The organism is Nocardiopsis sp. FIRDI 009 (assembly GCF_003386285.1).
Taxonomy (GTDB): Bacteria; Actinomycetota; Actinomycetes; order Streptosporangiales; family Streptosporangiaceae; genus Nocardiopsis.
Map to the genome: position 1 here is coordinate 156,331 of NZ_QPNC01000018.1, position 22,874 is coordinate 179,204.

Annotated in this window: 24 protein-coding genes; 9 read left to right on the top strand and 15 right to left on the bottom strand. The window is 70.9% G+C overall.

The window, feature by feature from the left end; genetic code table 11:
- Positions 1 to 3 precede the first annotated feature (3 nt).
- Positions 4 to 1,416 carry an aldehyde dehydrogenase family protein gene (locus DVR05_RS16020; RefSeq protein WP_116246690.1) on the top strand — a complete coding sequence of 471 codons (1,413 nt, stop codon included), beginning with the start codon at positions 4 to 6 and terminating at the stop codon, positions 1,414 to 1,416.
- A gap of 71 nt (positions 1,417 to 1,487) precedes the next feature.
- Here DVR05_RS16020 and DVR05_RS16025 read toward each other — a convergent pair whose 3' ends face one another.
- Both DVR05_RS16025 and DVR05_RS16030 read right to left on the bottom strand, forming a co-directional pair.
- On the bottom strand, positions 1,488 to 3,041 hold the full coding sequence (locus tag DVR05_RS16025) for a polysaccharide deacetylase family protein (protein WP_116246691.1): 1,554 nt from the start codon (positions 3,039 to 3,041) through the stop codon (positions 1,488 to 1,490).
- Between the two features lie 216 nt (positions 3,042 to 3,257).
- The gene (locus DVR05_RS16030; protein ID WP_116246692.1) at positions 3,258 to 4,322 is read right to left on the bottom strand and encodes a pyroglutamyl peptidase; all 1,065 of its coding nucleotides are present in this window, start codon (positions 4,320 to 4,322) and stop codon (positions 3,258 to 3,260) included.
- 195 nt (positions 4,323 to 4,517) lie between these two features.
- Here DVR05_RS16030 and DVR05_RS16035 point away from each other — a divergent pair, with 195 nt between their 5' ends.
- A complete protein-coding gene (locus DVR05_RS16035) occupies positions 4,518 to 6,065 on the top strand; it encodes an aldehyde dehydrogenase family protein (protein WP_116246693.1) in 1,548 nt (515 codons plus the stop codon).
- Between the two features lie 30 nt (positions 6,066 to 6,095).
- Here the strand turns inward: DVR05_RS16035 and DVR05_RS16040 are convergent, their stop codons facing one another.
- Entirely contained in the window at positions 6,096 to 6,884 is a 789-nt protein-coding gene (locus DVR05_RS16040; protein WP_232832171.1) for a transposase, read from the bottom strand.
- On the opposite strand from DVR05_RS16040, the gene DVR05_RS16045 reads away from it, so the two are divergent.
- The 3 genes from DVR05_RS16045 to DVR05_RS16055 all read left to right on the top strand — a co-directional run bounded on the left by DVR05_RS16045 (position 6,883) and on the right by DVR05_RS16055 (position 8,676).
- Positions 6,883 to 7,248: a hypothetical protein gene (locus DVR05_RS16045; protein WP_116246694.1), complete on the top strand. Its 366-nt coding sequence runs from the start codon at positions 6,883 to 6,885 to the stop codon at positions 7,246 to 7,248. The two genes, DVR05_RS16040 and DVR05_RS16045, sit on opposite strands and share 2 nt — an antisense overlap.
- A gap of 13 nt (positions 7,249 to 7,261) precedes the next feature.
- Entirely contained in the window at positions 7,262 to 7,927 is a 666-nt protein-coding gene (locus DVR05_RS16050; protein ID WP_116246695.1) for a recombinase family protein, read from the top strand.
- Between the two features lie 305 nt (positions 7,928 to 8,232).
- The gene (locus DVR05_RS16055) at positions 8,233 to 8,676 is read left to right on the top strand and encodes a VanZ family protein (protein WP_157982454.1); all 444 of its coding nucleotides are present in this window, start codon (positions 8,233 to 8,235) and stop codon (positions 8,674 to 8,676) included.
- A 70-nt stretch (positions 8,677 to 8,746) separates the two neighbouring features.
- On the opposite strand, the gene DVR05_RS16060 is transcribed toward DVR05_RS16055, so the two are convergent.
- The 3 genes from DVR05_RS16060 to DVR05_RS16070 form a co-directional block, all read right to left on the bottom strand.
- Positions 8,747 to 9,115 carry a hypothetical protein gene (locus DVR05_RS16060; protein ID WP_157982455.1) on the bottom strand — a complete coding sequence of 123 codons (369 nt, stop codon included), beginning with the start codon at positions 9,113 to 9,115 and terminating at the stop codon, positions 8,747 to 8,749.
- Between the two features lie 395 nt (positions 9,116 to 9,510).
- Positions 9,511 to 9,762, bottom strand: coding sequence for a DUF4158 domain-containing protein (locus DVR05_RS16065; protein ID WP_232832172.1), 252 nt, complete (start codon positions 9,760 to 9,762; stop codon positions 9,511 to 9,513).
- Positions 9,763 to 9,923: 161 nt separating this feature from the next.
- Positions 9,924 to 10,121: a hypothetical protein gene (locus tag DVR05_RS16070; protein WP_232832173.1), complete on the bottom strand. Its 198-nt coding sequence runs from the start codon at positions 10,119 to 10,121 to the stop codon at positions 9,924 to 9,926.
- Between the two features lie 794 nt (positions 10,122 to 10,915).
- Here DVR05_RS16070 and DVR05_RS16075 point away from each other — a divergent pair.
- The gene (locus DVR05_RS16075; RefSeq protein WP_116246698.1) at positions 10,916 to 11,404 is read left to right on the top strand and encodes a MarR family winged helix-turn-helix transcriptional regulator; all 489 of its coding nucleotides are present in this window, start codon (positions 10,916 to 10,918) and stop codon (positions 11,402 to 11,404) included.
- 59 nt (positions 11,405 to 11,463) lie between these two features.
- A complete protein-coding gene (locus DVR05_RS16080; RefSeq protein WP_116246699.1) occupies positions 11,464 to 11,892 on the top strand; it encodes an organic hydroperoxide resistance protein in 429 nt (142 codons plus the stop codon).
- 94 nt (positions 11,893 to 11,986) lie between these two features.
- On the opposite strand, the gene DVR05_RS16085 is transcribed toward DVR05_RS16080, so the two are convergent.
- From DVR05_RS16085 to DVR05_RS16100, 4 genes are all read right to left on the bottom strand, one after another.
- Positions 11,987 to 12,994 (bottom strand): hemolysin family protein, encoded by a 1,008-nt coding sequence (locus DVR05_RS16085; protein ID WP_116246700.1) that lies wholly within the window; start codon positions 12,992 to 12,994, stop codon positions 11,987 to 11,989.
- On the bottom strand, positions 12,991 to 14,370 hold the full coding sequence (locus DVR05_RS16090) for a hemolysin family protein (RefSeq protein WP_116246701.1): 1,380 nt from the start codon (positions 14,368 to 14,370) through the stop codon (positions 12,991 to 12,993). Before DVR05_RS16090 ends, DVR05_RS16085 begins: the two co-directional genes overlap by 4 nt.
- Before the next feature lie 226 nt (positions 14,371 to 14,596).
- Positions 14,597 to 15,157 carry a TrmH family RNA methyltransferase gene (locus DVR05_RS16095; RefSeq protein WP_198659210.1) on the bottom strand — a complete coding sequence of 187 codons (561 nt, stop codon included), beginning with the start codon at positions 15,155 to 15,157 and terminating at the stop codon, positions 14,597 to 14,599.
- Positions 15,158 to 15,292: 135 nt separating this feature from the next.
- A complete protein-coding gene (locus DVR05_RS16100) occupies positions 15,293 to 15,955 on the bottom strand; it encodes a class I SAM-dependent methyltransferase (protein WP_116246702.1) in 663 nt (220 codons plus the stop codon).
- A gap of 140 nt (positions 15,956 to 16,095) precedes the next feature.
- Between DVR05_RS16100 and DVR05_RS16105 the strand changes: the two genes are divergently transcribed.
- Both DVR05_RS16105 and DVR05_RS16110 read left to right on the top strand, forming a co-directional pair.
- A complete protein-coding gene (locus DVR05_RS16105) occupies positions 16,096 to 16,602 on the top strand; it encodes a dsRBD fold-containing protein (protein ID WP_116246703.1) in 507 nt (168 codons plus the stop codon).
- A gap of 221 nt (positions 16,603 to 16,823) precedes the next feature.
- Positions 16,824 to 18,083 (top strand): APC family permease, encoded by a 1,260-nt coding sequence (locus tag DVR05_RS16110; protein ID WP_116246704.1) that lies wholly within the window; start codon positions 16,824 to 16,826, stop codon positions 18,081 to 18,083.
- Here the strand turns inward: DVR05_RS16110 and DVR05_RS16115 are convergent.
- The 5 genes from DVR05_RS16115 to DVR05_RS16135 all read right to left on the bottom strand — a co-directional run bounded on the left by DVR05_RS16115 (position 18,071) and on the right by DVR05_RS16135 (position 22,801).
- Positions 18,071 to 18,859, bottom strand: coding sequence for an NUDIX hydrolase (locus DVR05_RS16115; RefSeq protein WP_116246705.1), 789 nt, complete (start codon positions 18,857 to 18,859; stop codon positions 18,071 to 18,073). The genes DVR05_RS16110 and DVR05_RS16115 overlap by 13 nt on opposite strands.
- Positions 18,856 to 19,590: an HAD family hydrolase gene (locus tag DVR05_RS16120; protein WP_116246706.1), complete on the bottom strand. Its 735-nt coding sequence runs from the start codon at positions 19,588 to 19,590 to the stop codon at positions 18,856 to 18,858. Before DVR05_RS16120 ends, DVR05_RS16115 begins: the two co-directional genes overlap by 4 nt.
- 143 nt (positions 19,591 to 19,733) lie before the next feature.
- Positions 19,734 to 20,681 (bottom strand): VWA domain-containing protein, encoded by a 948-nt coding sequence (locus tag DVR05_RS16125; protein ID WP_116246707.1) that lies wholly within the window; start codon positions 20,679 to 20,681, stop codon positions 19,734 to 19,736.
- 78 nt (positions 20,682 to 20,759) lie between these two features.
- Positions 20,760 to 21,728, bottom strand: a complete 969-nt coding sequence (locus tag DVR05_RS16130) for a DUF58 domain-containing protein (protein ID WP_116246708.1) — start codon at positions 21,726 to 21,728, stop codon at positions 20,760 to 20,762.
- Between the two features lie 5 nt (positions 21,729 to 21,733).
- On the bottom strand, positions 21,734 to 22,801 hold the full coding sequence (locus DVR05_RS16135; RefSeq protein ID WP_116246709.1) for a MoxR family ATPase: 1,068 nt from the start codon (positions 22,799 to 22,801) through the stop codon (positions 21,734 to 21,736).
- Between the last annotated feature and the right edge of the window lie 73 nt (positions 22,802 to 22,874).

A 22,874-nucleotide genomic window follows, 5' to 3' on the forward strand; every position in this document is an offset into this window, starting at 1 on the left:
CCCATGACCGACACCCACGCCCCCAGCGAACCGCTGACCGACACCTCCGCGATCCCCGGGATCGTCGACCGCCTGCGCGCCACGTTCGCCGCCGGTCGCACCAAACCGCTCTCCTGGCGCCGCGACCAACTGCGCGCCCTGCGCCGCCTGCTCACCGAGGAGCGCCCCACCCTGGAGAAGGCGCTCAAGGCCGATCTGGGCAAGAGCCCGGTCGAGGCGCACACCACCGAGATCGGGTTCGTGGTCAACGAGATCGACCACACCCTCAAACACCTGGCGTCGTGGCTGCGGCCCCAGCGGGTCTTCGTGCCGATGGCGCTCGCCCCGGCCAGGGCGCGCCGGGTTCGTGAACCCCTGGGCACCGTCCTGATCATCGCGCCCTGGAACTACCCGGTGAACCTGTCCCTGGCGCCCCTGGTCGGCGCCATCGCGGCCGGCAACACCGCCCTGGTCAAGCCCAGCGAACTCGCCCCCGCCACCTCCGCCGCCCTGGCCGAACTGCTGCCCCGCCACCTGGACACCGAGGCGATCGCGGTCGTCGAGGGCGGCGTCCCCGAGAGCACCACCCTGCTCGAACAGCACTTCGACCACATCTTCTACACCGGTAACGGCGCCGTCGCCCGCGTCGTCATGGCCGCCGCCGTCAAGCACCTGACCCCCGTCACCCTGGAACTGGGCGGCAAGAGCCCCGTCATCGTCGAACCCGGCGTCGACCTGGCCACCACCGCCCGCCGCCTGGCCTGGGGCAAGTACACCAACGCCGGACAGACCTGCGTGGCCCCCGACTACGTCCTGGCCGTCGGCGACACCGCCGACGAACTGGAGCGCGAGCTGGCCGCCGCCATCACCGAGATGTTCGGCGACGATCCCCGCACCAGCCCCGACTACGGCCGGATCGTCAACGAACGCCACTTCGACCGGCTCACCGCCCTGCTCGACTCGGGCACCGTCGTCGTCGGGGGCGACCACGACCGCGACGAGCTCTACATCTCCCCGACGGTCCTCAGCGGCGTCACCGCCGACACCCCCGTCATGGCCGAGGAGATCTTCGGCCCCGTCCTGCCGGTCGTCCGCGTCCCCGACCTGGACGCCGCCATCGCCTTCGTCAACGAACGCGACAAGCCCCTGGCCCTGTACGCGTTCACCGACTCGGAGGAGACCAAGCGCCGGCTGACCACCCAGACCTCCTCCGGGGCGCTGGCCTTCGGCCTGCCGATCGCCCACCTGGCCGTCCCCGACCTGCCCTTCGGCGGTGTCGGCGAGAGCGGCATGGGCGCCTACCACGCGGCGGCCTCCGTCGACACCTTCTCGCACACCAAGTCGGTGCTCGACAAGTCCCTGTTCCTGGACACCATGCGGGTCGCCTACGCGCCCATCACCGACCTCAAGGAGCGCGTCCTGCGCCGCATGCTCTGACCGCCGCGGCCCGCCCGGCCCCGACGGCCGCGCGGCCCGCCCGGGGCGTTCGCCCGGTCGGGCCGCGCGGCTCACCCGTGCCGGGCGTCGGTGTACACGTCGCCGGGCTCCAACCCCGACTCGAACAGCTCGGTGACCGTCACGAAGTGGAACCCCCGCCGGTGCAGCTCGTCCAGGACCTCGGGGATCGCCCGCACGGACGACTCGTGGATGTCGTGGAAGAGCACCACGCTGCCGGACGTGCTGTGCTCGATGGCGTGCGCGGCGACCTCGTCGGTGTCCCGGCTGCGCCAGTCCATCGTGTCCACGTCCCACAGGATGATCGGCATGCCGACCGTCTCGCGCACGGTCCCGTTCAACGCGCCGTAGGGCGGCCGCATGGACGGCGGGTCCACCCCGATCACGTCGCGCACCGCCGCGTTGGTGCGCGCCATGTCGGCCTCGATGTCCTCGGCCGACATGCCGCTCAGGTCGTCGTGCTCCCACGTGTGGTTGCCCAGCTCGTGCCCCTCGGCGGCCATCCGCTCCAGCGCCTCGGGGAACTCCTCGACCAGGGAGCCCAGAACGTAGAAGGTCGCCTGTGCGTCGTACTCGGCGAGGGTGTCCATGAGCGCGTCGGTGTGCTCGCCGGGGCCGTCGTCGAAGGTCAGCGCCACACACCTGAGCCGCTCGCAGTCCAGACTGCCGCCCTCGCCGGAGGGCCCCTCCTCCAGGAAGACGTCCGGGTCGGGGCCGGACAGCGCCGCCTCACGGGCGTGGAAGCCCAGCTCGGACAGGAGTTCCTCGGCCTCCTCCGGAGCCACGGGAAGCATCACGTCGGAGACCTGGCCGGTTCCGGGCATCCGTGTGGGGTCCAGCCGCACCGCCAACCCGCCCGCGGTGCTGAACGCGACGTCCTCCAGGGGAGAGCCGGACCAGGCGTCCGCGGCCTCCCGCGCCCACTCGGCGTCGAAGGCTCCGGTCGGCGCCGCCGCTCCGGCCCCCGCCGCCCCCGCGGTGTCGGGGGACGCCTCGGCGCTCTCCGGTTCGTCGGTGGCCCCGGCCTCCTCCTCGGCGCGCCGGGCGGCCTCGCCGACCACCCCGGGCAGGTCCGCCAGGGGCAGGTCGTAGTCCTCCCGCAGCACGTCGGCCAACAGGACGTGGGCGCGTTCGACGGCCTCCTCGTCGCGGAACAGGGCCGTCCAGGGCAGGACCGCTCCGCTGTCGGCGTCGAACCACAGCGTGGTGGCCTCCCGGCTCTCCCGCATGCCCGCCGTGGACACCGCGGTCAGCCGTGCCCCGACGACCTGGGGGGACGCCGCGAGCAGGGACACGTCCTGCCGCAGTTCGGGCCGCCCGTTCCCGGACAGGTCCTCCAGGAAGGCGGTCTGCCGCTCGGCCATGACGGTGCGCACCTCCCGGGTGAGCGGGTGGCCCGCGCCCAGGAGCGGATAACGGTAGCCGACGACGCTGTGGTCGGTCTCCACCACGTGCTCGCCGACGGTCGCGCCCGGCACCTCGTCGACCGGGAAACCGATCGCCTCGGCGTGGGGCTGTGTGTGCTCGGCGACGTGGCAGCCGGGGACCAGAAGGAGTCCCAGGGCCGCGCCGACGGAGACCTTGCGTCGCAGTGAGGTGACAGCCACGAAGGGACCATATCGAAAGTCCCGCCCGGAGTAGCCGTAACACGGCACGCTCGGCACGGAGTGTCACGAAATGGTGGAGGGCGCGGCCATCGGCGCCCCCGTCGTCAGCATCCTCGTGCCCCACGGCGGCATGGTCCCGTTCATGCCCATGGACACCCACAGCGGCGGCTACCAGGGTCGGTCACCGGGCCGGGCGCCCCGGTTCGGGAGAGGGGGTCAGCCGACCACGGCCGCCACGATCTTTCGGAGCTGTGCCAGCGCCTCGGCGTGCTCGGCCGGTGTCGTCGTCCGGGGCAGGTGCACGTGGCCGGCCGGAACCGACCGACCCGAGCGGTCGCGCAACAGGGTGTTGCGGTAGGCGATCTCGTTGGACAGGTAGTCCCCGCCGCCGCCCGCGCGGGCGGCCGACCCCTCCGTGGGGCCCTGCGGACGGCGGATCTCCTCTGCCGATCCGGCCGGAACCTCGACCACCTCGGTGTTGGCCACCACCGGGTGGCGACCCGCGGCGCGCTCGACGATCCGCTCGAAGGGCAGGGAGGAGCGCGTCCACTCGGGCGCCTCCGGTCCCGGCACCGGGGCGCGACCCGTACCGGTGCGCCCCTCGTTGTCGGTGCCGCCACCGCGCCACACGCCGTTCCACACCTCCAGGTCGAACCGGTCGGGACGCCCCCGGCTCAGGGTGACCACCGCGTCGGCGTCGGCGTGGTGGCGGCCCAGGGCCCGCTCCACCACACCGGAGTCGAAGTCCGACCAGCGCACGGGGAAGATCGCGGCGCGCACCACGGCGGTGCGCTCCCCCGCCGGGAAGGTCCACCCGTGCAGGTCGAGCGCGGCGGCCCCGGAGGGGTTGGAGCACTCCACGTCCTCGTCCAGGCGGAAGGGGTCGAAGCCGGTCACCACGATCCGCGCCCAGCGCTCCCCCGGAGGGAAGTCGATGTCGGAGAAGCCCCGCGACTCCCACTCCAGCAGACGTAGCAGGTCCGCGCGTTGGCCGTCGGTGAGGGCGAAGTCGGGCCGCCAGGCGCGCAGCCGCGCGGAGAGCACCAGCCGGGCCCAGTACAGGGGGCGGTCGTCGGTGTCCCCGGCCTCCGCGCGCGTCGCCTCGGTCCACAGGCGGGAGGCGTGCGCGGCGACCGTCTCCCTGGCCTGGCCGAGGTCGGTGCTGGCCGCCAGGTCGGCGGCGAACAGGGGTCCGGCGGCGGCGAACCCGGACCGCGCCAGGATTCGTTCGGGTTGGGGGAGTCGGGCGCGAACCTCTTCGGGCGTGGTGTCGTGCTGCACGGTTCCCTGTCTGCTGGTCGGGGGATGGGCGCGGTGCGCGCGGGCGGGCCGGTCGAGTGTAACGCCACCGGTCCGGGCCGCCGGGAGGGGGCCGCCGCCGTTGTCCACAACCTCGACACCGGGGGTGGACCGGCGGGCTCGGAGTTGGCAGTGTGAGAACTGACATACCGTCCCTCTCAACGGAGAGAGCAACACATGCACACTGGCGCCCTTCCCGACACCGACGTCCTCGCCGATCGCGCGCGGACCGCGTTGGAACGGTGCGGAGTCGACCGCCTGCGCGAACCCATCGGCGCGGCCGGGGTGGCGAGGACACCCATCACCGGTCAGATCCTCTTCCCGGTCGAGTTCGACACCCCCGCCTCCGTCGGCCGGGCCGTCGGGACCGCCCACGAGTGCTTCACCGCCAGCTGGCGGGACACGCCCGCACCCGAGCGCGGCAGGCTCGTCCACCGGTTCGGCGAACTGCTGCGGGAGCACAAGGCGGACCTGGCCGAACTCGTGACGATCGAGGCGGGCAAGATCACCTCCGAGGCCCTCGGCGAGGTCCAGGAGATGATCGACATCTGCGACCTGGCCGTGGGCATGTCCCGACAGTTGTACGGGCGCACCATGCCCTCCGAACGCCCCGGCCACCGCCTCATGGAGACCTGGCACCCGCTGGGCGTGGTCGGCGTGATCACGGCGTTCAACTTCCCCGTCGCCGTGTGGTCCTGGAACACGTGTGTGGCTCTGGTCTGCGGCAACACGGTGGTGTGGAAGCCCTCCGACCTGACCCCGCTCACGGCGCTGGCCTGCCACGGGCTGCTCATGCGCGCCGCGGCCGACGTCGGCGCGCCCTCGGACGTCCACACCGTGGTGCTGGGCGGCCGCGAGGTGGGGGAGGCGCTCGTGGACGACGCGCGGGTGGCGCTGCTGTCAGCCACCGGCTCGGTCGCGATGGGCAGGACGGTCGGCCCCCGGGTCGCCGCGCGGATGGGCCGGTGCCTGCTGGAGCTGGGCGGCAACAACGCGGCCGTGGTCGCCCCGTCGGCCGACCTGGACCTGGTGGTGCGCGGCAGCGTCTTCGCCGCCGCCGGGACAGCCGGGCAGCGGTGCACGACGCTGCGCCGTCTGATCGTGCACGAGGACGTGGCCGACGAGGTCACCGAGCGCGTCGTGGACGCCTACAAGCAGCTCCGGGACCGGATCGGCGACCCGTTCGAGGAGTCGACCCTGGTCGGTCCGCTGATCGGGGAGCGCGGGTACTCCGGCATGGTCAAGGCGCTGGAGCAGGCCAAGGCCGACGGCGGAGACGTGCTGGTCGGCGGTGGGCGCCGCCTGGAGCAGGCCGCGGCGGACGCCTACTACGTGGACCCCGCCGTGGTGCGGATGCCCGGGCAGACCGAGATCGTCCAGGAGGAGACCTTCGCGCCGATCCTGTACGTGCTCACCTACCGCACCCTGGACGAGGCGGTGGCGCTGCACAACGGCGTGCCGCAGGGGCTGTCGTCGGCGATCTTCACCCAGGACCAGGCCGAGGCCGAGCGGTTCCTGTCCTCGGCGGGTTCGGACTGCGGGATCGTCAATGTCAACATCGGCACCTCCGGGGCGGAGATCGGCGGCGCCTTCGGCGGTGAGAAGGACACCGGCGGCGGGCGCGAGTCCGGCTCCGACTCCTGGAAGGCGTACATGCGGCGGGCGACCAACACGGTCAACTACGGCGGGCAGCTGCCGCTGGCCCAGGGGGTCCGTTTCCTCTAGATCGTTGATGGGGGTTGTTGTGTGTCCTGGTCAGTGGTCGTAGGCGATCAACGACCGCTTGACCGGGGCACCGATCAACCAGTTGTGCCAGATCACGGCGTTGAGCGCCACGATGCGCTGGCACACCCTGGCCCACAGCCCCTCCGTGGTGCGTGCCGCGTGCCGCTCCAGCCCAAGCTGGTTCTTCAGCGTCCAGATCACCGCCTCGATCCGCTGACGCAACCAGGACGGGAACACCTCCACCCCGGGTGCGGGCTCGTCCTGGCGCACCGGGCGGATGAGCACATGGCCCAGATCGGCCGCCGCGTTCTCGATCCCGACCCCGGCGAAGCCCTTGTCGCACACGATCGGGGCCGGACCCGGGGCGCAGTCCTGAACGTGGAGCAGGTGCAGGGCCTGTTGACGTTCGTCCAGCTCCTTGGGGTGGGCCAACGAGAAGGCGCACACCGCCCCGTCGGTGGTGGTGATGAGCATGAGTTTGGCGCCCCAGTAGAACGCGTGGTGGGACACGTCCCGCCCGTATCCGGCGATCTCACCCAGCATCGAGCGGTCCACCGTGACCTTGGGGGCTCCGCAGCGTACCGGGGTGCCGTCCATCAATCGCAGGTTCTCCCACCAGGTGGGCACGGCCCGGGCGAGCCACATCGCCGCCGTGAGCAGGGCCGGGGCCAGATCGCGCAGGTGGCGGTTGTACTCGGACTGGCCGGGCAGGCGGGGGAACAGGTGGCCGATCCGGGTGGGGGCGGCGCGTATCCAGGGGGGTGGACAAGATAAGCCGGAAAGGGGCAACGGGCTGGTCGGCGGGTAGGTAGAGGCCATGGGCAGGCACACCGAGATGGACAAGGACGCTACCGCGCGGATCCAGTCCGCCGCAGCCCGCGACCCCGAGTCGGACACGGCGCAGAGCGGGTTCGGCTCCCGGGCGCAGTCGGCGGCCGACCGCCACCAGAACGAGGCGGAGCAGGACGACGAAGACGACGACCCCGCCGGGACGGTCATCGGGGTCCGGGCGAGGATGACCGCGGAGTCGTCCTACCTTTCACCGTGGCCGAACAGCTCGGGTCCTTCAAATAACCAACGTTTTCTGAAGCCTGTGGCGAGCGAGGGCAGAGGCTACCCAGGGCCTTCAAAAACCCCTTCAGAAACCAGAAGGATTCAACAACCCTCCCAGGCCGTTTTCTGAGGGAATCGCGGGCATGGAGCACTCCGCGCACGAGCCATCGGACCTGCTCGCGGCCGAACCGGTCGTGCTCACCGAGATCCGCATCGGCTACGCCCGCGTCTCCACGCGCGAGCAGAAGCTTGACCGCCAACTCGACGCGCTCACTGCGGCCGGGTGCCGTCGGATCTTCGCCGACACCAAGTCCGGCCGCACCGACGAGCGCCCCGAGTTGAAGGCGTGCCACGCCTTCCTCAACCCCGGCGATACCCTCGTCGTCCCCTCCCTGGACCGCTACGGCCGCTCCCTCCAGGACCTGGTCACCATGGTCGCCGACCTGCGCACCCGCGAGATCGGCTTCACCTCCCTGCACGAGAAGCTCGACACCACCACCCCCGGCGGGCGGCTGGTCTTCCACGTGTTCGCCGCCCTGGCCGAGTTCATCCGCGAGCTCATCGTGGCCGGCACCCACGAGGGCCTGGCCGCCGCCCGCGCCCGCGGCCGCGTCGGCGGCCGACCGAGCGTGGTCAACGCCGACCTGATTCGCGCGGCCCGCGACATGCTCCCCAACCCGGAGTACTCAGTGACCTCCATCGCCAAGCTGCTCGGTGTCAGCCCCGGGACGCTGTACAACCACATCCCCGACCTGAAGGAGCTGCGCGCAAAGCGGTGTAGCGCACCCCCGAGTCAGCCAAAGAGATGAACGAAGCAGAAGAACCCACAGATTCGGACCTGTGTGCCGACACCACTCTCGTGACCGGGTCGAAGCGATGCACTGGATACGTGTGGTGAGCAGTCCTTGCTGAAGGGCGGGCTCCTGATCCGCAACTCCGAATGTTGTACCTGTTGGAGTGCCAAACCGAAGCAGGGTAAGTTTACTTGATGGGTTTCTTGTCCGTAACCAGTCTGGTAAGTACCGCTATCGTCCTCTCACTCCCACTCGCTCTTATCGCCGTTGTCCTGTTCCTGGTTCGGTTGCGGCGTGACCGGAAATGGAAAGAGGCCGCCTTGGACAGCGCCTTCGATGCGCTCACCTTGGGTGTGCTGGCGCTTATGTCCATCATTACCCTGGTGAACCCCGGTAGCAGCGGCGGGGTGGAACTCGTGCCCTTCGCTGACATCGCGGCGGCAGGGTGGGGTTTGACGGGGCTCTACCAGAACGGCGGAAACATCGCGATGTTCGTGCCGTTGGGTGCGTTGCTGCCCCTGGCGCTGGGAGGGAGGCTGGCCAGCTTTCCCAGAGTGCTCGCCGTGTCAGGGGCCGTGTCGATCACTGTGGAGATTCTTCAGTACGTTCTCGACGCCGGGCGCATCACCGCTGTGGACGACGTCATCCTCAACTGTGCTGGAGCCTTGATCGGTGCAGTTTTGACCTGGCCCTGGTGGCGCACACGAAGTCGGCGGCGTGGCCGGGAGGGTGCACAGGTCACCAGGGGCCTCAGTCATCGATGACAAGTCGAGGTCGGATCGCCCAAGGGCACGTCTCCTGGGTGATCCGACCTCAGGAGTTGCATGCGGTCGCTTAGGGGTAGTACGTGGTTCCGCTGGTGTAGCGCCCGTAGTCGCTGCCGCTGCTGGTGCCGTCGATGCCCAGGAACCAGCGGTAGGTGTCAGACTCCATGCCGCTCCATCTGAGTGTGCCACCACCGCAACTGAACTCTTTGGTTCCCTGATCGCTCCAGCCGTACCAGGTCTTCTGCTCCAGCCGGATGTAGGGGGTGTCGTAGGAGTTGTTGCAGTTGCTGATCGAGTTGACCTGGACCGTGTGCGTCCCGCTGTTGGGCGTGCTGTACTCACGCGAGAAGATGCCCATGTCAAACTCGGCCGTCCAGTCGAACTGGCCGGACATGAGCATGGTCGAGGAGAAGGTGGAGCCGTCCTCGTAAGTCAATTCGTTGGTACTGCCGACCGTTGTCTCCCGAACGATGCGATCGGTCGGCTTCTGCGCAACCTCCTCAGCCAGGGCGGTCGTGGTCGGCAGCAGGCTGAAGGCGAAAGCGGTGGCTCCAAGTACGGCAGCCGTCCTGGGGATCAAGCGCATGAAATTCATCCATCCTTCACTTTTGAGGTCATATCGACCAGCGAAGGTCCTTGCCCATGGAGACCTGACAAATCATCTGGGGCCAGATCCGGTCACAAAACAACCTGGCTCCCAGCTCACGCCTTTGATTGAAAGGCGGGCTGAAACAAAGGGACTTACGCCTCTTCCTGGCCTGGGAGATATCTGTTATATGACTCAGTTCTTCTGGAGGGGAGACGATAGAAATTTCAGGGGCGGTCGCTGCATCATGCGGCCAGGTCCAGGCAGCGGCGCACGTGGTCGACCACCTCGTCGGGGACCTCATGGGCCCGGGGGAAACGCGCCATCTTCTGGTGGCACTTCAGCGCGAGCACCACCGCGAACAGCGCCTCGGGGGTGCTGGTCAGCTTGGTCGCCCACGTGATCTCGTCGGCGTTGGGGGTGAAGGACAGGTGCAGCATCCGCACTGAGGCCAGCTTCCTGAACTGCGGGTGGGCCGTGAGTTCGATCGAGGTCACCGACAGCCCTCTCCGGATGGGGGGGTCAACGAACGCCGAACACGGTACGGCGGTCGGACACGGCGTTCTGGGCACTTCACCGAACCGCAACCGAACAGGCGCACAACGTCACATCTCAGCGAAGAGTGAGGCCGCCGACCAGCCCGTTGCCCCTTTCCGGCTTATCTTGTCCGCCCCCCTATCCAGTGGCGTTCGGAGTTATGGCGCAGCAGGACCTGGGCCACCGCGACGCAGACGAGTTCGGCGTCGGTGAGCAGCCGGTTCGGGCCGCGTTTGAGGGGTTGTTCGCGCGAAGGCAGGACGTGGTCGTCCAGGTGGACGTAGAGTGCGGTCAGAAGGGCGTCAAGGTCAGTCTTCACACACCGATCCTCGGCGCCCTTCGCCATGGGCGCAGGAGTTCCAGGAAACCCCCATCAACGATCTAGGGGTTGACCGCCGGGCCGCCATGTCGGGTGGCGGGCGGCCCGGCGGGTCCGCGCGTGGCGGTGGGCCGCCCTGGCCGGGGTGCGCCCGCCTGTCCGGGGCCGGGTGCCGGGCGGTGGGTTCCCCGCCCGGTGTCGGGGCGGGTCCGTGCTCGGCGGTGCGCCCTGGGAGGGGCTATCCGGTGTGTCCGAGGGTCCACCCACCAGCCGTCGCCGTGATCTGCGGTCACGCCTCGGCTTCGCGGACTCCGTCGGCCGGAGTGGCGTGGTCTCGGGGATCGACCCACCCGTACAGCAACACCGTCTCCCCGGAACCTCCCTCTTCCCGGGACCTTCCTTTCGACGCGCCCCTGTGCACCGGGCGCGTGCGCACCGCGCCCAGCGGGTTCGTGTCGCCGGATCACGGTGGTCGGCCCGTCGCGGAAGCCTCCGGGCGGTTGTCCGCGGTGTCCCTCGTCCGGAACCGCTGCCGCTCGCCGTGCGCTTCGGTGGTAGCACGTTCCGGTCGGCCTCCACCCCCGCCCCCGAAGGGTGACGACCGTGTCCGACCCCGACGTCAGCGGGGCATGGTGCCGGGGCGCGGCGCCGCCCGGCCTCGGCCTTTTCCCGCTTCCCGGGGCAGGAGGCGACACGCGATCAAAAAAATTGCGCGAAACCATGTTGTGCACAACTAATCTCTGTTACGGTGGTCCCGATCGATGGACGGTGCCGCGCACGCGAGGGGAGGAACCATGTCCGACCCCGACGGGGGAGACGCCCTCGCGCTGGACAACCAGCTGTGCTTCTCCCTGTACGCGGCCTCCCGAGCCCTGACCGGGCTGTACCGGGAACTCCTGGACGACCTGGGACTCACCTACCCGCAGTACCTGGTCATGCTCGTGCTGTGGGAACGGGGGACGTTGACCGTCAAGGAGCTGAGCCGGGCACTGCACCTGGACTCGGGGACGCTCTCCCCCCTGCTGCGCCGGCTCCAGGCCGCCGGGCTCCTCACCAAGGAGCGCCGGGCCGACGACGAACGCGTCGTCGAGGTCACGGTGACCGAGGAGGGAGCACGACTGCGCGCACGGGCCCGGGACATCCCGGACCGCCTGCTGTGCGCCGTCGACCTACCCGAGGACCGGGTGCGCGAGGTGAAGGGGATCCTCGACCAGATCACCCGGTCGGTGGAGACCGCCACCGGCGGGCGGGCGTCCACCGGACCCCAAGCCCCGCGTGACTGAGCACCGCCACCGACATCCCGTCACCTTCCGACCCCGAGTCGGAGCAGAGAAAGGCAGTCATGGCAGTCGACATCCTGTACACCGCCAACGCCACCGTCACCGGTGAGGGCCGCGCCGGAACCGGCAAGACCGACGACGGCCGCCTCAACGTCGACCTGTCCGTGCCCAAGGGCATGGGCGGCGACGACGGCCCCGGCACCAACCCCGAGCAGCTCTTCGCCGTCGGCTACGGCGCCTGCTTCCACGGCGCCCTGAAGAAGGTCGCCCGCGAGGCCAAGGCCAATGTCGACGGCTCCGTCATCGACTCCCAGGTCAGCCTGGGCAAGGCCGAGGACGGCTTCGCCCTCGTCGTCGACCTGACCGTCACCATCCCCGGCGCCGACCAGGCCGCCGCCGAGAAGCTCGTCGAGGCCGCCCACCAGGTGTGCCCGTACTCCCGCGCCACGCGCGGCAACATCGACGTCAACCTCACCGTCAAGACGGCCTGAGACGCGTCCCTCCCGGAGCGCTGACTCCGGGGCGCCCACGGGGCGGGGGCGGGGGATGCACGTCCCCCGCCCCCGCGTTCGTGTGTTCCCGCGCCTAGGCCACGGGCTCCAGCAGCAACAGCCGGTCCAGGATGTCCTGGAGGGTGACCAGGCCGATGACACCCTCCTCCTCGACCAGCGACAGGTGGCTGCGGCTGTCCCGCATGATGCTCATCGCCGCGTACATCGGCGTGCTCGCGTGCAGCAGGAGCACCGGACGCATCAGGTCGGCCGCGGTCGTCCCGGGCGGGCAGGTCAGGGCCTCGCGCACGTGCAGCACACCCACCGGCTCACCCCGGTCCATCACCACCAGACGCAGGTGCGTGGAGGAACGGGAGACCCGCTTGATCTCCTCCAGGTCCGCCTCCGGAGCCACCCACGCGATCTCCTCGCTCGGGGTGACGATCTCGCTGAGCGGACGGGAGTTGACCTCCAAGGCGGTGGCCAGCTGGTCACGGCGCTCGGTGTCCAGCGCTCCGGCCTTGGCCGAGTGCTCCACCAACTCCCGCACATCGTCGGGGTTGTGCCCCGACGTCATCTCGTCCACCGCCTCGACACCGACCCGGTGCAGGCACCAGTTGGCGAGCCCGTTCACCCCGACCAGGAGCGGACGGGTGAACCACATGAACGCCCGCATCGGCACCGACAACAGCCTCGCCGACTTCTCCGGGTGCGAGATCGCCCAGGACTTGGGCGCCATCTCACCCACCACCAAGTGCAGGAAGGTCACGATGACCAGGGCCAGCACGAAGGAGAGCGTCGAGGACACCGCGTGCGGCAGGCCGTGGAACAGCGGCTCCAACAGGTGGTGGACGGCGGGCTTGGAGATCGCGCCCAGCGCCAGTGTGCACAGGGTGATCCCCAACTGGGACCCGGCCAGCAGCAGCGACAGGTCACGCGCGTTGCGCAGCGCCGCGCGCGCGGCCAGACTGTGGTCGGCGTCGGCCTCCAGGCGGTAGCGGCGCGCCGCCACCAAGGCGAACTCGATCGCCACGAAGAAGGCGCTCAGCGCGATGATGAACACGGTCAGGGTCAACGCGACCCACGGGTTCATGTCACTCATGCCCGCACCTCCCGGGACCCCTCACCGGCCAGCTCCCGCAGCCGCAGCTCCACGGTGTGCGGAACGTGCCGCTGCACCGAGTTCACGATCATCGTCAGCGCCATGTCCGGGTCGCCCTCGTGGGCGCTCGCCGGACGCGGCAGGACGAGTTCGACCCGGTCGCCGACCTCGGGCAGCCGGTGCAGCTCGTGGATGACCAGACCGCCCACGGTCTCGTAGTCGCCCCCGGGCAGGTCGTGGCCGAGCAGGCGCTCGGCCTCGTCCACGTGCAGGGCGCCGGGCACCATGTAGCCGCCCTCGCCCTCCAGGTGCGCCGGAGCCTCCTCGTCGGGGGAGTGCTCGTCGGCGATCTCCCCGACCAGCTCCTCGGCCAGGTCCTCGGTGGTGATGACCCCGGCCAGGCCGCCGTACTCGTCCACCACGCAGGCGAACTCGTCGTTGGCCTCACGCAGTTGGCGCAGCACCCCGGGCAGCGCCAGCGACACCGGCACCAGGACCGTGGGCCGGGCCACCTCGGAGACCTTGATGTCGTCCAGGTCGCGTTCGCCCAGGGCCAGCACGTCACGCAGGCAGATCACACCCACGATGTCGTCCACGCCGTCACCCAGGACCGGGAAACGCGAGTGGTCGGAGGCCATCAACTCCACGACCCGGCTCACCGGGTCGCCCTCCTCCACGGTCGCCACCTCGGGCCGCGGGATCATCGCGTGCCCGGCCGTGCGCTCGTGGAAGTCCAGGGTGCGGTCCAACAGGGTGGACAGCTCCGCGGGAAGGTCGCCGGACTCACGCGACTCGGCGATGATGCTCTCCAGGTCGCGCGGTGTCGCCGCGTGCTGGACGTCCTCGACCGGGGTGATCCGCACCGTCTTGAGCAACAGGATCGCGGCCTGGTCGAACAGCCAGATCACGGGGCCGAACACACGCAGGTAGACGAGGGTGGACAGGGCCAGCCAGCGGGCGACCGGTTCCGGCCTGGCGATCGCCAGGTTCTTGGGGAACAACTCGCCGAACACCATCTGCACCACCGTGGAGAACAGCAGTGTGAAAACGGTGCCGACGGCCACACCGGTGGCCAGGGGGACACCGGTCACCCCCAGCAGCTCACCGATTCCCCGCCCGATCATCGGTTCGGCCACGTAGCCGACCAGCAGACCGGTCACGGTGATGCCCAACTGGGCGCCGGAGAGCATGAACGAGGTGCGGTCGGTGACCTTCTTGACGCGACGGGCGACGGGGTCCCCCGACGCGGCCCGGGACCGCACACGGGAGCGGTCCACGGCCATGAAGCCGAATTCCTGGGCGACGAAGTAGCCGTTCGCGGCGATGATCACGAGGATCACCAGGATGCCGGCGGCGATGGTGAGGACGGTGCTCATCGGGCACGCACCGCCTGGGTCCGCCGCTCGGCGGAGTTCCTACGAAGGTACGTGCCCCTCGGAGAAGGAGGCTCGTCGGAGTCTGAGTCACAGCATCCACGGGGGATGCTGCTGGTACTTCGGGACGGGTCCACTGTTCCTCTCTCTGCGCCTCGGCGCTCGGTTGTGATTGAAGTGACTCTGGTGAAGTAGAAGACGATTCGTACCGGTTCGGAAGTTCCCCCGGTCAGTTCCCGACCGGAGCGTCGGCCTCGCCGCCGAGGGCCGCCCACTCGCGGCGGCGCGCCTCGGACAGGGCGATCGCGGTCGCCACGGCGACGTTGAGCGATCCGACCCGGCCGATCTGCGGGATGTAGGTCACCGCGTCCGCCCCCGACAGCAGCGCCGGGGAGCACCCGTGGTCCTCGGCGCCCACGGCCAGGCACACGTCCGGCTCCAGCGGGGCGGCGTGCAGGGGAACGGCTCCACCGGCCAGCTCGACGGCGACCACCGGGTAACCGTCACCGCGGGCCGCGGACAGGGCCTCACCGGTGGTCGCGAACCGGGTGTGCGGCACCTTGGCCGCCGTGCCCAGGGCGGTCTTGCCGACCTTGGGGTCGTCGGGGTCCGCGCTGTTGCCCGTGAGCCACAGCTGGTCCACACCGAAGGTCGCGCATGTGCGCAGGATCGACCCCAGGTTGAAGGGCTGGGTGACGGATTCGACGAGGAGGGCGAGCCGCCCCTCGGTGCGCCTGCGCCACTGGCGGTTCAGGCGTTTGACGTCCGTGGGACGCAACTGCGTGCTCAACTGCGGTGTGTTCCTCAGCGGGTCTGTTCCGGGACGGTCCCGGTGGTCTGGTGCTCGCAACAGGTTACCGGTCAGCCGGGGAGACCGCACTCCCAGCCCGGGACACAACAGGCAAAAACGGGGTTCGGCTTCCGTTCAGGCGGTCCGGGACCTTCGGACGGCCAGGACACGGAACCCGGCGCGCGAGGCCACGCGTTCGGCGGGCAGCCCCTGGGCGTCCAACCAGCGCTGGAGCGAATCCGCGCCCAGGTGCCTCTGCACGACCAGATGGGCGACGCCCTCGGGTGTCAACCGCCCCAGCCACGTCCGCAGCATCGCGTGCAGCACGCCCTTGCCCACTCGGATCGGCGGGTTGGACCACACCGCGTCGAACGGCCCGAGCAGGTCCTCGGCGGTGGCCGCCTCCTCCGGAGACTCCCGCCCCTGGTCCGGGGCCAGCCCGGCCTCGGCAGAGACCACCGCGAAGCGCGCGTGGGCCAGGCCGTGCTCGGCGGCGTTGCGCCGCGCCAGACCCACCGCGCGCGCGTTGACGTCCACCCCCAGGACCCGCGCCCCGGGGGCGCGTGAGGCCATCGTCAGGGCGATCGGCCCGTACCCGCACCCCAGGTCGAGCAGGCGGCCCTCGGGAGGCGGCGCGGGCACCGTCTCCAACAGCACGCGTGTGCCCAGGTCGACCCTGTCCGGGGAGAACACCCCCCGGTCGGTGCGCAGCCGCAGGTGCAGGTCGGGCAGGACCAGATCGGCCGTCGAGGGGCGGCTGGCGGCGTCGGGATCGGAGTCGAAGTAGTGCTGGGCCACGCCGTGACGCTACCAGGGCCGGAGCACCCCCGCGCCCCGGGCAAAAACCTCCTTCGCCACCGGAAACGAAATCGTCAAGCCTCCGGACCTGGCGTCGCTCAGTGCAGAAGATGGAGGTAGCCGAGGTTTGTGGGGGAAGCATGCGAGCACAGGTAGGTGACCGACTCGTGGTCGAGAGCCCGCGCGCCGACACCCATCGCCGGACCGGGGTCGTGACCGAGGTGCGGGGAGCCAAGGGCGAACCGCCCTACCAGGTGCACTGGCTCGACACCGAAGAGGGTCACGACACCCTCGTGTATCCGGGACCGGACGCGCACATCGAGCACACGCCCGACGTCACGGGCACGCAGGCGGAGGGGGCGAGCACCATGCAGACGACCAAGCGCTGGGACGTCGACGTCGTTGTGTCCGAGGAAGCCGAGGGTGACACCGCGCGCACGTGGGCCGAGGTCGGCCTGGTGGCCGACGACGGAACGGCGCTGAGGGGACACGGTATGGCCCGCAAGCACCCGGCGGACATGGACGTACCCGAGATCGGGGAGGAGCTCGCCGTATCGCGCGCGCTGTCCGACCTCTCCCGCCAGCTCCGCCAGGTGGCCGCGGAGGACATCAACGAGAACACCGGCACACCGTGGCGGCCCAGCTGAGCCGACCGCCAGGACACGGTCGAGGCCCCCGGCGGCGCGCCGGGGGCCTTCGTCTGCCTCCGGTCTCACCCGACCGGACCGAAACACGAGACGTCCATGTCCGGAACCAGTGCACGTCACCGGCCCGACCGGAAGTGGCCACCCTCACCACGGGTGGCCCGCACGGGTTGGTCACCCGCATCGGGCAGACTCGGAACCGTTCACCGATCCAAGGAGGCCCGTTGCCCACCTCTTCCGGAGCCCAGGCCAGACCCGCCCGTGCGCTGGGCACCGTCGACGCGGTCGCCATCGGCGCGGGCGCGATGCTCGGCGCCGGGGTGTTCTCCGTCTTCGCCCCGGCCGTGGTGGGCGCCGGGGCCTGGCTCCCGGTCGCCATCCTCGTCGCCGGAGCGGTGGCCTACTGCAACGCGATCTCCTCCGCCCGTCTGGCCGCCCGCCACCCCCAGTCCGGCGGCGCCTACGTCTACGGCCGCGAGCGCCTGGGCGAACTGTGGGGCTACCTGGCGGGCTGGTCCTTCGTGGTCGGCAAGACCGCCTCCTGCGCCGCGATGGCGATGACCTTCGCCGCCTACACCCTGCCCGGCTGGGAGAAGCCCGTGGCCGTGGCGGCCGTGGCGGCGCTCACCGCCCTGAACTACCGGGGCGTGCGCCGCTCGACGTTCGTGGTCAAGATCCTGCTGACCGCCGTGCTGGCGGTCCTGCTCGCCGTCCTGGTGGCCATGGGCGCCAGCGGGCGCCTGGGGGCGGTCCTGGAGGTGGACGGTCTCGGGCCCTGGCCCGGTTCCTTCGGACTGCTCGGCGCGGCCGGGATGATCTTCTTCGCCTTCGCCGGGTACGCCCGTGTGGCCACCCTGGGCGGTGAGGTCCGGGACCCGGCCACGACGATCCCCCGCGCGATCACCCTGTCCCTGGGCGGTGTCCTGGTCCTGTACCTGGCCGTGGGCACCGGAGTGCTCATCGTGCTGGGCCGCGAACGCCTGTCCGAGAGCACCGCGCCGCTGGTCGACGCGGTTCGGGTGGCGGGCTTTCCGGGTCTGGTCCCCCTCGTCGTGGCGGGCGCCGCCCTCGCCAGCCTGGGTGCGCTGCTCTCCCTCGTCCTGGGGGTGTCGCGGACCACGGCCGCGATGGCCGCGGACGGCCACCTGCCCCGCTGCCTGGGCGCCGTCCACACGCGCTACGGGGTGCCGCACCGCGCCGAGGTCGCCGTGGGCGCCGTGGTCGTCGCGCTCGTGCTGCTCACCGACCTGCGCGGGGCGATCGCCTTCTCCGCCTTCGGCGTGCTGGTCTACTACGCCATCACCAACGCCTCGGCGCTGCGGCTCGGCCCACACGAGAACCGTCCGCCCCTGTTGGTACCGGTCAGCGGCCTGGTCGGATGCGTGATCCTGGCGTGCAGCCTGCCGCTGCCGGTGGGCGCCACCGGGCTGGCCGTGCTCGCCGCCGGAGCGGGCCTGTGGTGGCTCCGCGATCAGCGGCGCTGAGACCGGTCCCGGGAGTGCCGGACCAGGAACTCCAACCCGCGCCGCGCCGTCGTCGACAGCCGCAGCTCGGCCAGCTCATCGGGGGTGAACCAGGCGCAGGCGGCGGTCGACCCCGCCTTCTCGGTCACCTTCGGCTCACCCGGACGGGCTACGTGCACGTGGGAGAACACCCACACGCCGTGGATCTCCGGTTCGCCCGGGCGCGTGCGGTGGTGGCTGGAGACGGTGATCAGGTCACCGATGACACCGTCCTGGCCGGTCTCCTCGACCACCTCGCGCCGTAGCGCCGTGCGGACGTCCTCACCGGGGTCCACGCCCCCTCCGGGCAGGTGCCAGGTGCCCGCGCCGGGGAAGCCCTCGGCGATCAGGCACAACAGCACACGGCCGCGCGGGTCGGTGACCATGCCGTAGGAGGCCAGGCGGCTCATCCTCGGCCCGCGGGCACCGGGCTCCTCGTCGGGCGCCAGCTCACCGACGGCGGGGAGCAGCCCGGCGGGCGGGAGCACGGTGGGCCAGGCGCCCAGGGCCCGGGGCTCGGCGTACACCACCCGGTCCACGTGCAGCCGCCGTCCCTCCGGGGTGGAGGCGAGCTCGGTCACCACGTCCACGGCCACGAGCGGGGCGCCCTCCGACAGGCCGCCGAGCTCGCGGGCCACGGACTCGGGGTCCTCGCCGAACAGCAACCGCCGCCCGCGCACGGCCGGACCGGAGGCACCCGAATACACCAGGTGCACGGTGACGCGGCGCGCCGTCTCCGAGGCGGGGGAGGGCGTCACAGCGCCCCCGAGGCGGCCGTGTTGGGCAGGCCCACCAGCTGGAGCAGCTCGTCGAGGCTGGCGATCGTGGTCACGCCCTCCAGCTGCTGGCGGCTCTGGCGGTCGATCATGATCGGACGCATCCGCGAGGCCACGGCGCCGACCCCGTCGGACTGGATCTGGTCGCCGACGTGCCAGCAGGCCCGCGGGTCCACACCCAGGCGCTGGGCGGCCAGCTCGAAGATCCGGGGGTCGGGCTTGCCGGCGCCGGCGCTGTCGGCGCAGACGACAGCGTGGAAGTACGGGGTCAGTTCCAGGGCCTGCATCTTCGCGTGCTGGAGGGACTCCACCCCGTTGGTCACCACCGCGAGACGGTACCCGGCGGAGGCCAGGGCGTTGAGGGCGGGGAGGGTGTCGGGGAAGACCTGCCAGCCGGAGCGGTGGGCGTCCAGGTAGAGGTGGTAGAGCTCGTCACAGTGCTGGTCGGCGATGTCGGCGTGACCGGCCTGGACCGCCAGGGCGCGGATGCGCTCGCGGCGCTGCTGCTCCAGACTGAGCCCGCCGCGCAGGTAGGCGCCGAAGGAGATCTCCGTCTGCACGTCCCACAGGGTGCGTGCGGCGGCGAAGTCGGGGTGGCCGAGCCGCTCCATGACCGCGCGCAGTCCCGTGGACGACGCGGCGTTGTCGTCGATGAGGGTGTCATCAAGGTCGAAGCAGATCGCGGTCGGGGCCGCTGCGGGTATGTTCGGCATCGTTCCTCAACTGAATGGGCAGAACAAAACATGCCAACGCTAACCCGTGGACAAGACAGAAAAGGTGTAAACCCCGCCTAAAGGGATGTGGTCAAAGTCACTGTACGCAGGGTGTCGTTCGCTTATCCCCTCAGCTCAGAGCGTTAGGGCAGGCGTTGGAACCACAGGAGTGATGTCACAGCGGTGGCCGCGCCGAGCAGAATCGCAATCAACACGAAACGCGTCACGATCTCCTCGTGGACCCACTCGGTGCCCAACGACGAACCGATGTCCTCGTACACGTCGTTGAGTTCGGTCTCGCTCTCGGCCTCGTAGTAGTGGCCCTCGGTGTCCTGCGCCAGTTCCATCAGGGCCTCGCGGTCGATGTCGGCGGGCACCTGGTAGCCGTCGATCTCGATCATCGCCGCGCCGCTGCCGAACGCGATCGTCGACACCGGCACCTCCGCCTCGGCCGCCGCCGCGGCGGCCTCCTCGATCGACCGACCGCTGGTGTTCTCCCCGTCCGACAACAGGACGATCGCCGACGGCGGCGGGTCCTCCCGCGAGTCCTCGTCGAAGCCGCGGATCGCCTCCAGCGAGGCGAACACCCCCTCGCCGATCGCCGTTCCCGGCCCCAGCCGCAGGTTCTCGATCGATCCGATCACCGCCCGGTGGTCCTGGGTGGGGGAGGCGACCACCGTCGCCGCCGACGAGAAGGACACCAGCCCCACGTTGAACCGGTCGGGAAGGGTCTCCACGAACCCCTGCGCCGACTCCTTGGCCGCGTTGAGCCGGTCGGGCTCGATGTCGGTGGCGGCCATCGACAGCGACACGTCCACCGCCACGATGATGGTCGCCCGCTCCCGGGGCGCCTGCACCGGCATCGCGGGCAACGCCAACGAGGAGACCAGTACCGCCAGGGTCGCCATGAACAGCGCGGCGGGCACGTGACGGCGCACGTCCGGGCGCCGCGGCACCACCTGGTCCAGCAGCGCGAGGTTGGTGAACCGGGCCGCGTACCTGCGCCGCCGGGTCTGCGCGAACACGTAGGCGGCCACGAGCACCAACAGGGTCAGCAGCCACCACAGTCGCTGGGGTTCCAGGAAGGTCATCTCACACCCTCCGCGCGTCGGCTCGGTCCCGCGGGGCGCCCCCGCGCCGTCGCTGTCGCATCTTCAGCCCTTCCGTGGTCATCTGGGGGTTCCCGGAGTGTGGCGCGCCAGGTGATGGGCGGTCCGCCGCTGGTGGATGACGAACCGCGCGGTGTCCAAGACCCAGTCGCGGTCGGTGCGCAGCACCAGGTGGTGGACCCCGCAACGGCGCAGGGCCGCCCGGATCGCGGTCCGCTGGGCGTGGGCCGCCCGTCGGTAGCGTTCGCTGACCGACCGGGTCAGCCGCACCTCGCGCACCCGTCCGGTGCGCGGGTCGCGCAGGGTCACGTTCCCGATCGGGGGCACCTCCAGCTCCCGGGGGTCGATCACCTCCACCACCAGGACCTGGTGGCGGGAGGCCATCAGGCGCAGCGGCCGCTCCCAGGGGACCGGGCCGTCCCCGACGGGGGTGTCGAGGAAGTCGGAGATGACCACGCGCAGGCCGCGGCGGCGACGGGTGCGGACCAGGTCGGTGCAGGCGTCGGCCAGGGTGGCGCGGTCGGGGTCGGGACGGTCCTCGTCACCGGTGGGGGCCGCGGCCACCGTCGCCAGGAGCGACAGCAGGGCCTCCTTGCCCGACCTGGCGGGCCAGCGGCGCACCGTGCCCCGGTGCAGGAAGTGCGCGCCGAACCGGTCGCCGACCCGCTGCGTGAGCAGGTTGGCGGCGACCAGCGCGCCGACGGCCACCTCCCGTTTGGAGCGCAGGCCCGTCCCGAAGTCCATGCTCGGCGACAGGTCCAGCAGGGTCCAGCTCTCCAGCTCCCGGTCGGCGACCAGGTCACGCACGTGCGGGGTGTCGGTCCGCGCGGTCACGGCCCAGTCCATGCGCCGTACGTCGTCCTCGCCCGGCCGGTACAGCCGCGCCTCGGCCGCCTCGGAGCCGGGACCCAGCCGGAGCCCGAGGTGCTCGCCGTGCAGCAGACCCTCCAGACGGTGCACGATCCGCAGGTCCAGGCGGCGCAGCGCGGCCCGCAGCCGCGGGTCGGCGCCGATCATGGGCGCGGACACTCCCGTCACCTCGGCGCGGCCAGGGAGGCGGACTCGCCGCTGGGCGGTTCGTCCCAGATCACCCTCGGCGCCAGCACCGTGGCCAGGATCCGGTCGACCACCTGCTCGGGGGTGATCCCGTCGGCGAGGGCGTCGAAGGTCAGCACGAGCCGGTGGGCGATGACGTCGCGGGCCAGCACCCGCACGTCGTCGGGGAGCACGTAGTCGCGGCCGCGCAGGACGGCCAGGGCCCGTGCGGCGGCGACCAGGCCGAGGGTCGCGCGGGGGCTGGCGCCGACCTCCAGGACGTTGCGCAGGTCCGGCATCCCGTGGTTCTCCGGTTCTCGGGTGGCCATGACCAGGCGGACGACGTAGTCGGCGATGAGCTGGTGCACGTGGACGCGTTCGGCGTCGGCCTGGAGCTCGCCGAGTGTGACGGGGTCCAGGACCTGGTGGGCGGTGGGCGGGGTGGTGCTCATCCGCCGCAGGATCTCCATCTCCTCGTGCGCGCGCGGGTGTCCGACGTTGACCTTCATCAGGAACCGGTCGCGCTGCGCCTCGGGGAGGGGGTAGACGCCCTCGGACTCCACCGGGTTCTGTGTCGCGATGACGATGAACGGGGAGGGGAGGGGGTAGGTGGTGCCGCCGAGGGAGACCTGGCGTTCGGCCATGACCTCCAGCAGGGCGGACTGCACCTTGGCGGGGGCCCGGTTGATCTCGTCGGCGAGGACGAAGTTGGCGAAGACCGGACCCAGCTCGACGTCGAACTGCTCGGTGGAGGGGTGGTAGATCCGGGTTCCCACGATGTCGGAGGGGACCAGGTCCGGGGTGAACTGCACCCGGGCGAACGAGCCGCCGGTGACCTTGGCCAGGGTGGACACGGCCAGGGTCTTGGCGATGCCGGGGACGCCCTCGATGAGGCAGTGCCCCCTGGCGACCAGGGCGATCAGGGAGCGTTCCACCATGCGCTCCTGGCCGACGATGACCGTGGACACCTCGTGCAGCGCCGCCCGCAGCAGTCTGGTGGGCTCGCCCGGGGCACTGTCCGGGCCCGGGGAGGGCGCAGCGCCGCTTCCGGGTGCGTTCTCTGACATCTTCCGCCTTCCCGACAGCGCGCCCCGGCGGACGGGGCCGATTAGGGTGTGCATCATCCGCCTGTGGCGACCC